The organism is Xanthomonas euvesicatoria pv. euvesicatoria (assembly GCF_020880415.1).
GTDB lineage: Bacteria > Pseudomonadota > Gammaproteobacteria > Xanthomonadales > Xanthomonadaceae > Xanthomonas > Xanthomonas euvesicatoria.
Genome location: NZ_JAJIUJ010000023.1, coordinates 68,682 through 82,920, shown reverse-complemented (window position 1 = coordinate 82,920; position 14,239 = coordinate 68,682). Strand labels below are relative to the sequence as shown.

Sequence of the window (14,239 nt, the reverse complement as noted above, 5' to 3'; positions counted from 1 at the left end):
GATGGAATTGGCGTGAATTATAGGCCGGTCCGGCAGCACGCGTGTTCAGGTAGCCGGGCGGACGCTGCGGTACAGGCCTTCACGCTGGATCATTGCGGCCACCGGGGGCGGCACCAGACGCTGCCATTGCGCGCCGGTGGCGATGCGTGACCGCACCGCACTGGCCGATTCGCCGCGCAGTGGCTGATGCAGCAGATACAGGCGGCCGGCCGGCGCACTGACCAGCTCGTCCGCGCGTGCGACCCAGCGGCCTCGCACCATCGCGGCCAGCTGCGGTGCGTCGGCCAGCGCCAAGGGTGTGCCCGGTCGGGCGGCAACCACGAAATGCGCCAGCCCGAACAACGCCTCCCACCGATGCCAATGGTGCAGCCCAACGAAGGCATCGGCGCCGAGCAACCAGGCGATCGGCGCCGCAGGGCCAAGTTCGGCACGCAGCTCGCGCAAGGTATCGACCGTATAGGACGGCGCATCGCACTGCGCGGCGCGCTGCAGTTCGCGGGTATCCAGTTGCAGGCCTGGAGAGTTGGCCAGCGCCAGTTGCAGCATCTGCGCACGCTGCGCAGCGGTGGCACCGGGTGCAGGGCGATGCGGCGGGTCGGCCGCCGGCACCAGTTGCACGCACGCGCCCAGTTCGTCGCGCGCCGCGCAGGCGATGGCCAGATGGCCCAGGTGGATCGGGTCGAAGGTGCCGCCGTAGTAAAGATGGAGCTGGGAATCGGGATTCGGGATTCGGGAACCGGAAGAGCCGGGGTCTGCAACGTGGTCGGGATGGGAGTGTTGCTGTTCCTGCGATCCGGAAGAGCTGCTTGCAGGGCTGGCCTGCGCAAGCTGGTCGGAATGGGCTCGCTGCCGGTCACCCTGCCCTTCCCGGCTCCCCGGTCCCGGGTCCCGGGTCCCGGCGTCACTGGCCTTCACGCCAACAATCTCACCGCGCGGGCTTCGGCCACGGCCACCAGCAGGCGTTCCAGACCAACCCAGGCATCGCCGTCGGCGCGGCCCTTGGCCATGCGATCGACCAGCCCGGCTTCGGCGACGAAGCGTTCCCAGCGGTGCGGTTCGGGGTGACGCTGCAGCGCGCGCTTGAAGGGCGCCTGGCGCGATTCCCACAGCCCTTGCGCCTTCATTTCGGCGGCCAGGTTGCCGCCGTTGGCCTGCACCTTCGCCAGCGACGCGGTGCGCAGCAGTTCCTTGATCAGGATCGGCATCAGCGCGGCGACCGCCTCGCCTTCGCCGCGCAGGCCGGCAAGCATGCGGATCACCGCGGCCGGCTGCCCGGACAACGTGGTTTCGGCCAGCCGGAACACGTCGTAGCGCGCGGCATCGGCAACCAGCGATTCCATCGCCTCCAGATCCAGCGTCTTGCCGTCGGCCAACAGGGCGAGCTTGTCGATTTCCTGCGCGGCGGCGAGCAGGTTGCCTTCCACCCGCTCGCTCAGGCGCTGCACGGCAGCGGCATCGGCGCGCAGGCCGTGCGCGCGCAGGCGGCGCTCGATCCAGTCGGACAGTTCGTGCGGTTTGATCGCCCAGGCCACCGCGATGGTGCCGATGCGACCGACCGCCTCCGCCCACTTGCCGTGATGCGCCTTGCTCCAGTCGTTGGCGGTGATCAGCAGCACCACGTCCGGCGGCGGGTTGGCGCAGAAGCGGGTGATGACCTCGGCCCCGTCCTTGCCGGGCTTGCCGCTGGGCAGGCGCACTTCGACCAGGCGGCGCGGACTGAACAGGCTGGGCGCATTGAAGCTGGCGTCAAGCTGGTTCCAGTCGAACTCGCGGCCATCGGCATCGAATACTTCGCGTTCGCCGATGCCTTCGGCGCGCGCGCGTGCGCGCACCGCATCGGCGGCCTCAAGCACACGCAAGGTCTCGGGGCCGGCGATCAGATACACCGGCTGCAAGGGCTGGCTGGACTGGCCGGCCAGCTGCTCTGGGCGAAGTTCCATCACCGAAAACGCGGGGCGCGGCTCAGTTGCCCGACGTGGGCGCGGGCGGCAACGAGGCCGGCACGCTGGATTCGGGTGTCGTGGTCGGCTGCGCTGGCGCCGTCGGGGCCGGCGGCAATGGCGCGGTCGGCGTGCTCTCCAGACCTTCGCCGCGCTGCAGGCGTGCCCGCACCACGCTGTCGATACGACGCAGGATCGAGGCCGACATGTCCTTGCGCAGTTCGTCGGCAAGGATTTCGCGCTCGGTTGCCGTACCGGTGGCATCCACCGGTGGCGACACGTAGTCGCGCGAGAGCTCGATCACCTGCTGCGGCACCAGCACCGAGCCATTGGCGGTGGTGACGGTGAAAATGGCCGCGTAGCGCAGGCTGTATTCCTGTGCACGGCCCTGGCTGTCGATGGCGATCGGCAGATCGCCCCAACGCTCGGACAACACCTGCAACTGCGCAAAGCCGGTCTTGGCATCCTCGTCAGCCAGAGTGGCGCCGGAGGCCTTGAGACCCCGCCGCAACAGCTTGGCCAGCTCGCTGTACTGCACGGCGGACTGCACCTTCACCGCTGGTGTGTCGGGCGGCAACGCCAGCGAATTGCGCAAATGGAAGCCGCAGGCGGTGAGGCTCGAGACGAGCACGAGGGACGCAGCGAAGGCAGTAGGAAATCGAATCATGGGCACAGTCTGGATGAGCGCCCCGGCGGCGGCAACAGGCGGCTAGCCTGCCCGAGACCGCGTGAACGGGGCTTGAGAGGACGCCGCGAAACACTGCGGCGCCCCAGGAATGAAAAAACGCGCGTCGCCACGCGCCAGTGAAACGCATCGTCGGCAACCACTGCCAAAACTCTACCCACGCGTCGTGCGCGCCAGTGAAATGCGGTGTCGAAAACGAAAGCAGTGCCCACGTAAGCCACGCCACGCGCCGACGCGGTGATTTGCCTGAAAACCCAGCAGCACGTCGTCACGCACCGATGGAATGGTCGCCCAAGACACCTGGCGCTTCTCGCCGATCGGCCTCGCCTTTTCGTGTTGCCGCGCGCCCATGCCATGCATCGCAAGATCCATCGCAGCACCACATCCGCACATCGCACGCCGGTGCAGTGAGCGGCAGCTGCAACGTTACCCGCGCGCCTGACCGCATTGGACGTCCCCGCCACCGTGCAAGCGCGTTGCCACGCCGATCCGGCGCACTGCCCGGACCGGCGAGGGCAACCCGCCGGACCAGCACGGCTTAGCCGGCGACGATGTTCACGATCTTGCCCGGCACGATGATGATCTTGCGCACGCTCAGGCCTTCGAGGAACTTGGCGGCGTTCGGCTCGGCCTGCGCCAGCGCTTCGATCTGTTCGCGGGTCGCATCGGCAGCGACGTCGATCGTGCCGCGCAACTTGCCGTTGATCTGCACTGCCAGTGTCAACGCATCGCGCACCAGCGCGCTGGCATCGGCCTGCGGGAACGCCACGTTTTCCAGCAGTGTCTCGCCCCGGCCCAGGACCTGCCACAACGCGTGGCTGGCGTGCGGGGTGATCGGATTGAGCAGCAGCACCATCGCCTCCAGCGCTTCCTGGCGCACCGCGCGGCCCTGTTCGCTGGCGTCGTCGAACTTGGCCAGCGCGTTGGACAGTTCCATCACTGCGGCAATGGCGGTGTTGAAGCTGTGGCGGCGGCCGTAGTCGTCGCTGACCTTGCCGATGGTTTCGTGGGTCTTGCGGCGGATCGCTTTCTGCTCGGCGCTCAACACGGCGACGTCCAGCGCGACGGCAGCACCCTCGCCCACATGCTTGTGCACCTGCACCCACAACCGGCGCATGAAGCGCGCCATGCCGTCGACGCCGGCCTCGTTCCACTCCAGCGACTGCTCCGGCGGCGCGGCAAACATCGAGAACAGCCGCACGGTGTCGGCGCCGTACTTGGCCACCATCGACTGCGGGTCCACGCCGTTGTTCTTGGACTTGGACATCTTCTCGGTGCCGCCGATGTGCACCGGCTGGCCGTCGGCGATCAGCACCGCACCGGTGACGCGGCCACGCTCGTCGCGCTGGATTTCCACGTCGGCCGGGTTGATCCAGTCCTTGCCGCCGTTGTCGGCATCGCGATAGAAGGTCTCGGCGATGACCATGCCCTGGGTGAGCAGGTTGGTCACCGGCTCATCGCTGTCCACCAGCCGCGCGTCGCGCATGAGCTTGTGATAGAAGCGGAAGTACATCAGGTGCAGGATCGCGTGCTCGATGCCGCCCACGTACAGGTCGGCCGGCATCCAGTAATTGGCGCGGCGGTCGACCATGTCGCGTGCGTTGGGGCTGGTATAGCGCGCCACGTACCAGCTTGATTCCATGAAGGTGTCGAAGGTGTCGGTCTCGCGCTCGGCCGGGCCGCCGCAGTCCGGGCAGGTGGTCTGGCGCCAGGTTGGGTCGGTCTTGATCGGCGAACCGGTGCCGGAAAATTCCACGTTCTCCGGCAGCACCACCGGCAGTTGGTCTTCCGGCACCGGCACCGCGCCGCACTTGGCGCAATAGATCACCGGAATCGGGCAGCCCCAATAACGCTGACGGCTCACGCCCCAGTCACGCAGGCGGTAATTGACCCGACGCTGGCCCTGGCCCTTGCGCTCGAAGCGCTCGGCCAGTGCTTCGAAGGCGCCGCCGAAATCCAGGCCATCGAACTCGGCCGAATTGATCAGCTCCAGCTCGCGGCTCTTGTCGGTGTACCAATCGCGCCAGTGGGTGGCGTCCCAGGTCTGCTCTTCTTCGTTGCGCGGCTCGCGCAGCTTGACCACCTGCACGATCGGCAGGCCGTACTTGTTGGCGAACTCGAAATCGCGCTGGTCGTGGCCCGGAACGGCCATCACCGCGCCGGTGCCGTAGCCCATCAGCACGAAGTTGGCCACCCACACCGGCACCTGCTCGCCGCTGATCGGGTGGACCGCGGTCAGGCCAGTGGCCATGCCGCGTTTTTCCTGGGTTTCCAGCTCGGCTTCGGAGACGCCGCCGTGCTTGAGCGTTTCCAGCAGCGCGGCCAGTTCCGGGTTGGACTTGGCGGCATGCAACGCCAGCGGATGCTCGGCGGCGATCGACACGAAGGTCACGCCCATCAGCGTGTCCGGGCGGGTGGTGAACACGCGCAGCGGGTCCAGCGGTGCGCCATCGATGTCGCGCACGTCGAACTGGATCTCCAGCCCTTCCGAGCGGCCGATCCAGTTGCGCTGCATGGTCTTGACCGAATCCGGCCAGCCGTCCAGTTGGTCCAGGCCGTCCAGCAGTTCCTGGGCGTAATCGGTGATGCGCAGGAACCACTGCGGGATCTCGCGCTTTTCCACCAGCGCGCCGGAGCGCCAGCCGCGGCCGTCGATGACCTGCTCGTTGGCCAGCACGGTCTGGTCGATCGGGTCCCAGTTCACCACCGCGTTGCGGCGGTAGGCCAGGCCCTTGCGCATCAACCGGGTGAACATGCGCTGCTCGTGCACGTAATAGTCCGGCGTGCAGGTGGCGAACTCGCGCGACCAGTCGATGGCATAGCCCAGCGATTTCAGCTGCGCGCGCATGTGCTCGATGTTGGCGTAGGTCCACTTGGCCGGCGCGGTCTTATTCTTGATGGCGGCATTTTCGGCCGGCAACCCGAACGCATCCCAGCCCATCGGCTGCAGCACGTTATGGCCGGTCATGCGCTTGTAGCGGCTGACCACGTCGGAGATGGTGTAGTTGCGCACATGGCCCATGTGCAGCGCCCCGGACGGGTACGGCAGCATCGACAGGCAATAGAACTTGGGTTTCTCCGAGTTCTCGTCGACCTGGAAGGCGCGGGTGGCATCCCAGAACTGCTGGGCGGAGGTTTCGACCTGCTGCGGGTCGTAGACGTTCGGTTCGACGGTGGACATTGGGAGCGGATGCTCGGGCGGTGCAAAGCGGTACAGGGTACCGCAGTGCAGCAGGTGGACCAAACCGTTACCGCAGCGCCGCCGGCTTCGGCGGCCAGATCCAGCCCGCCACCGCCAGCCAGCCGACCCAGGCCAGGAACGCCAGCCGTTGCGCAATGGCCTGGCGCACCAGCCCCGGCGGGCCGAACGCCAGCACTGCCACCAGCAATCCGGCCGCCAGGCTCAACCAGGCCAGCCTGCGGGTCGTGGCATCGTTGAACAGCGCGGCGGCAATCAACAACATGCCGGGCACGAACGCCACGGCCCACAACAACCAGGCGGTGGCATGGGCCTGGCTGGCACGGCCATCCAGATCGGTGGGATCCAGCGGCAGCATGCCCATGCCCAGGAAGGCCAGGCTGGCCAGCACGATCAACTGTCCGCCCACGCGCAGACTCCAGCTGGCCTTGGGCGGCATGCGCGCCAGCAGGCTGACCCCGGTGGCCATGCCCAGCGCGCCAACCAGCACGAAGGCGACCAGATTGAAGCCCAGCGCATGCGGCACGCCCTGCGCGCCCAACAGCGCCACCGGATGGCTGGCCTGCAGATAGCCCGGCAGCGTGACGCCGAAACCGGCCAGCGCCAGTACGAAAACCGTTGCCGCGATCAGGCCCATGTAGCGCTGCGCGCGCTCGGTGGTTGCCATTGGCTTGCTCCAACACGGGGCGCGACGCGCCGCCAGAACGCGGCATTGTCGTGCCGGTCGGGCGCGGCGTGAACCCCTGACGCTGCCACGGCCATGCGGAAGGCGCCCGACCCGGGCACGTGAGCGCCTCATTGCGGCTGGGCTTGTGTCAGCCGCGTTTGCCACCATTACCTCCCACTGTTGCCGCACTTAACTTCTGGAAGCCCATGTCCGACAAGCCGCATGTATTCGATGCCACCACCGACACCTTCGAGACCGAGGTCCTGCAGAAATCGTTGACGACACCGGTCCTGGTGGACTTCTGGGCCACCTGGTGCGGCCCCTGCAAGTCGCTGACGCCGATCCTGGAAAAGCTGGCCGGCGAGTACAACGGTGCGTTCGAGCTGGGCAAGGTCGACGTGGACAAGGAACAGCAGATCGCTGCGGCGTTCCAGATCCGCTCGGTGCCGACGGTCTTCCTGGTCAAGGGCGGGGAGATCGTCGACGGCTTCCCCGGCGCGATGCCGGAAGGCCAGGTGCGCGAATTCCTGACCCAGCACGGCGTGCTGCCGGCCGAGCCGCAAGTGGCAGAAGACGTGCCGCCGGCGCCGCTCGACCCACAGGCGCAGGCCGCGGCGCTGCGTGAAGCGGTCGCCGCCGAACCGGACAAGGACGAACTCAAGCTGGACCTGGCGCTGGCGCTGCTCAAGACCGGCGACACCGCCGAGGCCGAGCAGTTGATCGATGCCCTGCCCGCCAACCTGGCCACCGACGACCGCGCGGTGTGCGCCAAGGCGCGGCTGAGCTTTGCCAACGTTCTCAAGGATGCCCCGGACGCCGGCACCCCGCAGGCCGCCGTGGATGCCAACAGCGCCGACCTGCGCGCACGTCACCTGCTCGGCGTGCGCCATCTGCTCGACGGCAACGACGAAGCGGCGCTGGAGCAGTTCCTGGAAATGCTGCGGCAGGACCGCAGCTTCGACGACAACCTGCCGCGCCGTAGCCTGATCGATGCCTTCCGCGTGATCCAGGACGAAGATCTGGTCGGCCGCTATCGTCGGAAGATGTCGGCGCTGGTGTTTTAAGCACCAGCATTGACGTGCGACACCTGCGCTGAGTTGAGGCGGTCACCCGATCGCCCTGCTCACCGCAGGATGCGCGCCGGGCCTGTGCCCGGCGTGTTGCGTTCGGGGGGCTGCATGGCTTTTTGACCCGGGCCAACGACCATGACGACGCCAGCTCGCGGTCAGCAGCAACGGACGGACGCCGTGCCGACCACGCGCAGCCAGCCTACTCCATACGCATGCGAATGTTATGCTGCGCACTTCCCTTGCCAAGGAAACAGGCCCGCATGCGCGCATCGCTGTTCAAGTTAGGCATCAATCTGTGGCCGCCATTTTTGTTTGCCGGCATCCACGTCACCGTGCTCTCGGCCGACTACCGTTTTGCACGGGTGGAGCTGCGCCAGCGCCCGTGGAATCGCAACTATGTCGGCACCCATTTCGGCAGCAGCCTGTTTGCGATGACCGACCCGTTCTGGATGCTGCTGACCATGCACAACCTGGGCCGCGAATATTACGTGTGGGACAAGGCCGGCAGCATCGAATTCGTCAAGCCCGGGCGCGGCACGGTAACGGCGGATTTCGTCATCGACGACAGCGTGCTGGCGCAATTGCGCCAGGCCACTGCAAACGGCGAGAAACATCTGCGCTGGTTCGAGAACACGGTCTACAACCGCGACGGCGAAGTGGTCGCACATGTCCGCAAGCAGCTCTACGTCAAACGCAAGCCGGTACGCTGAGGATGACGGCAGTGACGCTGCCACGCCGGCCGATACGGCGATGCATGTTTCGCTCGACTCGCCGCCCACGCTACGGATGATGGCGGAGCGAAACAGCTGCACGCCCACCTGACCAGGTGCTAATGCCGCAGCAGCAAACGCGCAGGCGCTTTGCCATGGGCGCAACGCGAGTGTCGCCACCGCAGCCGCAAGCGTGCCGCCTGTTGCTGCAGTTGTCGCGCAACGCGCATCTGCTTTGTATCAGGCCATGGGCGGCATTGACTTGGAACCCGTTGCTCACTGACAAGCCTGCGTTCCGGCATGCAGGTAACGCCGGGCTGACGCAAGCGCTACGGGCCGCAGCCCTGGCTGCAACTCGTAGCGCGTGCGTTTGGTTATGGCCAGGCGCCGGCGCCCGGGCGGCGCTCAAGGCCTACCCTGTTGCCACTGCTGCAGCGCCTGCTTCTGACGCAAGGCCGCGCCAAGCGCGTGCAATTGCGCAGACAACTCTGCGATCACCGCGCGGCCTTCGCCGTCACCCGCGACGGGCAGATCAGCCAGCCGACCAAGCGCGTCGTCGATGGTCGCGATCGAGACCGCTTGCGCAGCCACCTGGTCCCTTAGCTGCTGCAACGCATTGCGCAATCGGTCGACGTCAGCGCTGAGCGGCACGGGCACGCCCGTGCCTTCTTCCATGGCACGCGGCACTTCGCCCTGGGCTGGCGGGGGAAGCAAGCCAAGCGCTGTGTCCAAGGGCTCGGCGAGCGTCTGCAAGGTGCGTGAAATCGTTCTATCCTGCTCGGCCGCTGCAATGGCGCGCTCGTGATCCAATCGCGTGGCCTGGGTGGTATTTGTGCCGTTCTTGGCTTTCAGCGCATTCCACCCCACATCGTTGAAGAACATCTGCGCTCCTTGCTGCAACACCCATGCTGGAGAATTGTCGGCCTCTCCGGGCAAGCTGCCGCCGCCATACCCTCCTCTCAGCGGGGAAGCGATCAATCTGGTGGCACCCAACGAAGCCATGTTGGCCAACACATTGCCGACCATATGGCGTCCCAGCACATCGCGCAGCGCCGTCGTTGCCGCGTTCGCCGTGCTGAACGCCTGTCTCGCTAATGCCATCGCTTCCTGACCGGTCTGCAACAGATAGCTGGGAAAATGCACCGCATCGGACCACGTGGCAGGAGGTCGTGTCTTGTCCGGCAATGCAAGAGCGAACAGATTCAAGCGCTGATGCCCACCGAGCAAATCGGGAACCGTCATCTGGCCAGTGCGCCCCATTGCCTTGCCGGTGTCCAGCAACGCCTTATGCAAAGCGCCTGCACCACCCACCGCCAGCCCGGCCAGGCCAACTTCGGCAACCGCCGTACGGGTGGAGGGGTCCCCTGAGGTGCGCCGCGCGGCGTTAAAGCCGCCGCTGATGGTCGGCCTGAGCAGCATGGTGTCCAGCGCCGTATCGTCCAGCACGGACTGACGCTGCGCGATTCCTGCCCGACGGTCATAGGCCTGTGCCGTGAGCTCGGCACGGGTCGGCGTACCGTTTTCTCCGGGACGCACGAAGCGCTTGCTTCCCTCAGGGGTGATTTCCAATAGGACCGGCGGCGGGTCCGGCACCAGGATCTTGGGATCGATCGCCTGGAAACGCGGCAGATTGGCGACGCGCGCGCGCCTGTCCATCGATGGAATCAACAGCGTGTCGCAGGCATGCGACCCCATTCCCGAGATCACCCCAGCCAGGGTCGCTGTACTCAATGGCTCGGAAGCGGGCGGGCGGTTGCTCTGGTAGGCAGTGGCTGCAGAAATGCCGAGCGGCGTCCGCAACGCGCCAACGAAAAACGATCTGAGACTTTCATACGCAATGGGCAGCGACGCTTTCCTGCCGACCGCCTTCATATCCCCGGCAACTTCGTAGGCAGCGTCCGGACCGAATGCCTCAATACGCTCCTGCAAGCGGGCATCGGCCCACTGCACGTATTCCGCCTGCAATGCGAGCTGCTCGTCCGACGGCTCCGCAAACGGGCGAGCCTTCAGACCTGCACGCAGTTGCGCCTTCAGGCGTTCGCAAGCGGCGACACAACGCTGCGCGTAAGCCCCCTGCGTCGCCGAAGAAGAAGCCGCCTGCTGGTTGCCTGGATGCCGCCCAGCGCGATGCTGGCGCTCCGCGCGCTCAGACGCAGCGCGGGAGGATTCACCCGCTTCCGGACGCCACTGCCTGGTCTTGGCGGGGGATAGTTCACCCGACGGCAGCGTTGTGGTCTTGCCTGCACGCGCGCGCAAGCGCGGGCTCGGCTCCGCCAGCCCCTTTAGCACCGTCGAACGCGGCGTCTGCGGCTCTGGCACGAATGGTTCGCTTGCGTGCGCGGCACCGGGATTTGCGGACGATCCACTTGGGATGGACGGTGGAGCGCTGTTCTGGCGTTGGAGCTTCATACGACAGCCTCCCTGGCGCTGCCCGCCTGCGTCACCAGCGCATCCAGCACGACACGTGCGACGATCTGCCCCCGCTCGAGAGTGGCTGCCACGTCTTCGGGCGTCTGCGCGAGCAGCAACGGGCAGATGCACAGCAGGCCCAGGTTGGACATCGTCAGCCGCCACCCGTACTCGGTCAGCAGTTGCTCTTGCAGCGCAAGCAGCGTGACGACCTCGTCGCCCTCGAGTTCGCGTGCGGCCAACGGCAGGATGACTTCCGGAAATCCCGACACACCATCGTTCCGGGGCTGTGCATGCACGCGACACAGCATGCCCGCAGGCCCGAGAACGGTCTCGCCTTCACGCAGGCGCTGCACCAGTGCATCGGTCAGGCCCAGGCGAATACCAAGACCGGAAAAGAACGAAGCCACCATGGAATCAACATTGATCTGATCGGATGTCATTTGAGGTATCTCACAATGAAAGTGCGAGCTGCATCGCTTGGCTCTGCCTGGGCAGTGTCACTGTCAGCGCCCGGTCACCGCAAAGAAAGCGCGAATCACCGGCGCAACGCACGAAGCGCAAAAGCCTCACGCAAATAGTTCGATCCGCACGCTTGCCTGTTTGCTCAAGTCAGCGATCAAGGCTGTGGTGGCCACAGATTTTTCGGCACCTCAGGCCATACCCGTCGCCAATGACCATCGCCTGGCGCGCCGTCCGGCGCGGCAGTCCTGACGCGCAGCACCATTGGCATGCACCCACGACGACCTGCTCGCCCTGGACGCGCATCTTTGGAAGGCTGCTGACGAGACAGAGACCGGCCGACTGCAGAGCGCCAGTGCATTTGAAAAGACTGCCCTCTGTCACGCTCCACATCCATTGCATACCAGGCGCCGCTTCGGAACCTGATTTGGTTCGCGTACGGCGATAGAAAATCTGCTGGACAGACAGCGGGCATACGCGTCTGGTAGTTCAATTTTCGCGCAGTGCATTCACCACTTCGCCTCCACCAATACCGGCAGGCTCAGGATTGCACCAGGAACTTCGCTACGGGAGGGAGGTTCCACGGCATCTGCGATGCAATCCCATGCGATGCGCACCAATCGTCCGGTACGCACGCAATCTATCTGCCGTATACACGTCAGGAGATGTCCCGATGAAGTCATCCGCATCCGTCGATTCGGCCAGCCGCAGTGCGGGGTCGCACTTGCCTGAGATCCAGGAAACAGAGCTCGCCACTGCCTCAACCTCTGCGGCCGTCACACACCAATCCGCGCCGGACCCCGCACTCAGCCCACTTGGGCGTGCGCCCGTCAGGCGCAGTGGCGCAAACACGCTAGGGGCGCTCCTAGCCAGGCCCGAGCAAGACGCCCAGGCCCTCGTCCCTCAACCGGTAACCTCATCGAATGCAACGAAGGCGACGCTGGCACGGCTTCGTCAGCAGTTGGCTTCGGACAATGCACGCGCAATCGCACCGGACTTGGCGGCCGATCTGATCAGCAGGCTCAGGCCGATGAAATCGCCCGGCACCACGGGTGCGCAGGCACGCGCGGCCACGCATGCGGATCTGGTCAGCCGCATCAGCGAACACGATGTGATCGATTGGTACAAGGCGCAGGGGCTGAACGAAAACGACGTAGCCACGCTGCGGCGCACCGCACTGCTTTCCGGCATGCCCAACCCGAGCGGCAGCTTCCTCACCAATGTCATGCAGTACATCGTCTCGCCGTGGATCAACTATGCGACACGCCAACCGTGGGCCGGCGCAGGGTTCGGCCTGGCCACCATGCTGGTCGCCGCACCTGTGAATGCCGGCCAACAATCGGCGGTTGTCAGCCTGTGCGAGTCGATTCGCGAACACGGCGCACACGTCATCGTGCCGGACAAGAAGCAGATCAACGACAAGCACTGGCTCCCCGAACTGGCACACGCCCTCAAGGAAAAGATCGAAACGTTCGCCAAAGCCTGCGACGTGTTTCGCGAGATTCAGAGCGATCCAAATTCCTCAAGTAAGGAACGCGCGGCGGCAGCCGACGTCTTGCTGGCAGCAGAGAAGGAGCTGCACCAGGCCCAGCATGATTTCGTCATGACCCAGGGCGCACACGATCGCCAGTGTCAGGGCAACCGCCGGCAGGCCGTTCCACGCATCATGCGTTCGCCGGTGGCCAGCACGCTGGGGCTGCTCAGCAAGACAGGCGCGATGCGTGCGCTGTCGCCGACGGCGCAGACGGTTGGCGCGATGTTGATGACGGCTGCGCAACATGTGGCCGCCGGCTTCGACGAGCAAGCCAAGCAGGAAGCCAACAACAAGCTCAACCTCTTGTACGCCGATGTACTGACCGACGCAGGCAAGCAGAAGCTGGCCAGCGGCGCGGCGGTCAGCGCAGAGGACATCAAGACCGACAAGCTACGCAGCCTGATCCAGTCGCCCACCCAAGCGCTGGTCAAGCGCGTCACCGCCGGGGTCGCCGAGTTGGAGAAGCTGCTGGCGGATGCAGTGACAGCAGAGGGTACGCAGCCAGGCGCAATCACGGCGGACGACCGCGACATCGAGGCCGGCGACGCCAGCAAGGCGATGCAGGAACTGCGCTTGGTGCGCAACGACCTTGAGGCATTGCGCGAAGGCAGGCTCGACGAAATCGACCCGAACGGCACCGCATCCAAGCTGCTTATCGGCGCCGAGAAGTCCGTGCTGTCGCAGCAGCTGTTCAACGATATCGCCAAGAAGTACAACTATCTCGAGTTCACCGCGCAAACCGCACAGCGCATCGGCCAGATGTTCCATCTGATCTTCCTGGGCAGCGCCGCATCGTCGGTAATCAGCAAACTCGTTTCGGCCTCCCAGGGCGGGACCCGCAATGTTCCGCTCCCGCAAAGCCTGGCGGTCTCGGCGATCTCCGGGGGCATGGCCGCCGTTGGCGCCCTGAACCAGCACACCGCCATCACCATCAAGAACAACCGTCGCGAGGGAAGCACCGACATCGGGCTGGGGAAGCAGCTAGGCCGCGGAGTCCTGGGCGCCATGTATGAAACGTTCTCCCAGCGACGTGGGACCAAGGCCAGCAAGGCCATCAACGCCTTGTTGGAGGGCAATGATGTTGAAGCGCTGCTGGCAACGGCAAGAGCGTTGTCTGTGCAGGAGGCAAGCACCTCTTCCAGCCAGCCACAGGATTTGCCATCGACATCCAGGGCGGCACCACCGCGCCGGGAACATGTTTCGGCCCCGAGTAGCCCGAACCGATCGAGGCTGGAACCGACCAACAACGAGATAACGCGGTCCAAGAGCGCTCGGAACTTGGGGACGGAACTGCACGAGTTCGCCCGCATGGCCGGCAAACACTCCAAGCACCTGGTGTGAGGTGATGATCCGGCATGTTGCAGGGCGTCGCTTCCCTGCAACATGGCCGCCGCACCGGACGCTGCCTTGTCCGTTACCGACGTCGATTGACGCGGGGTGTGTTGCTTCCTCGGCAGCCGCGCCGGCAGGCGGATGCCGAAGCGGACTCAGTGCCGGACCAGCGGCGGCATCAGGCCGAAGATGCACGCCGCTGCATCGTTCGCCTCGGCGGTGAACGAAGCG

Annotated in this window: 10 protein-coding genes; 3 read left to right on the top strand and 7 right to left on the bottom strand. The window is 65.7% G+C overall.

Features of this window, described 5'->3' with window-relative positions; translation table 11 throughout:
* Positions 1–45 precede the first annotated feature (45 nt).
* The 5 genes from nadD to LN450_RS03650 all read right to left on the bottom strand — a co-directional run bounded on the left by nadD (position 46) and on the right by LN450_RS03650 (position 6,491).
* Entirely contained in the window at positions 46–915 is an 870-nt protein-coding gene (gene nadD / locus LN450_RS03670) for a nicotinate-nucleotide adenylyltransferase (protein ID WP_011348002.1), read from the bottom strand.
* Positions 912–1,940: a DNA polymerase III subunit delta gene (gene holA, locus LN450_RS03665; protein ID WP_014090574.1), complete on the bottom strand. Its 1,029-nt coding sequence runs from the start codon at positions 1,938–1,940 to the stop codon at positions 912–914. Before holA ends, nadD begins: the two co-directional genes overlap by 4 nt.
* A 22-nt stretch (positions 1,941–1,962) precedes the next feature.
* Entirely contained in the window at positions 1,963–2,607 is a 645-nt protein-coding gene (locus LN450_RS03660) for an LPS-assembly lipoprotein LptE (protein WP_008573172.1), read from the bottom strand.
* 556 nt (positions 2,608–3,163) lie between these two features.
* Positions 3,164–5,806, bottom strand: a complete 2,643-nt coding sequence (leuS, locus tag LN450_RS03655; RefSeq protein WP_041855068.1) for a leucine--tRNA ligase — start codon at positions 5,804–5,806, stop codon at positions 3,164–3,166.
* Positions 5,807–5,873: 67 nt separating this feature from the next.
* Positions 5,874–6,491, bottom strand: coding sequence for a DUF998 domain-containing protein (locus LN450_RS03650; RefSeq protein ID WP_011348005.1), 618 nt, complete (start codon positions 6,489–6,491; stop codon positions 5,874–5,876).
* A 206-nt stretch (positions 6,492–6,697) separates the two neighbouring features.
* Between LN450_RS03650 and trxA the strand changes: the two genes are divergently transcribed.
* Positions 6,698–7,555, top strand: a complete 858-nt coding sequence (trxA, locus tag LN450_RS03645) for a thioredoxin (RefSeq protein WP_011348006.1) — start codon at positions 6,698–6,700, stop codon at positions 7,553–7,555.
* Between the two features lie 266 nt (positions 7,556–7,821).
* Positions 7,822–8,271 (top strand): DUF4442 domain-containing protein, encoded by a 450-nt coding sequence (locus tag LN450_RS03640; protein WP_011348007.1) that lies wholly within the window; start codon positions 7,822–7,824, stop codon positions 8,269–8,271.
* Between the two features lie 405 nt (positions 8,272–8,676).
* On the opposite strand, the gene xopF1 is transcribed toward LN450_RS03640, so the two are convergent.
* Together xopF1 and hap3 are read right to left on the bottom strand one after the other, a co-directional pair.
* On the bottom strand, positions 8,677–10,680 hold the full coding sequence (xopF1, locus tag LN450_RS03635) for a type III secretion system effector XopF1 (RefSeq protein ID WP_011348008.1): 2,004 nt from the start codon (positions 10,678–10,680) through the stop codon (positions 8,677–8,679).
* Positions 10,677–11,123 carry an Hpa3 family type III secretion system protein gene (gene hap3, locus LN450_RS03630; RefSeq protein WP_011348009.1) on the bottom strand — a complete coding sequence of 149 codons (447 nt, stop codon included), beginning with the start codon at positions 11,121–11,123 and terminating at the stop codon, positions 10,677–10,679. Before hap3 ends, xopF1 begins: the two co-directional genes overlap by 4 nt.
* A 692-nt stretch (positions 11,124–11,815) precedes the next feature.
* On the opposite strand from hap3, the gene xopN reads away from it, so the two are divergent.
* Positions 11,816–14,017, top strand: coding sequence for a type III secretion system effector XopN (gene xopN, locus LN450_RS03625; RefSeq protein ID WP_011348010.1), 2,202 nt, complete (start codon positions 11,816–11,818; stop codon positions 14,015–14,017).
* The last annotated feature ends 222 nt before the right edge of the window (positions 14,018–14,239 follow it).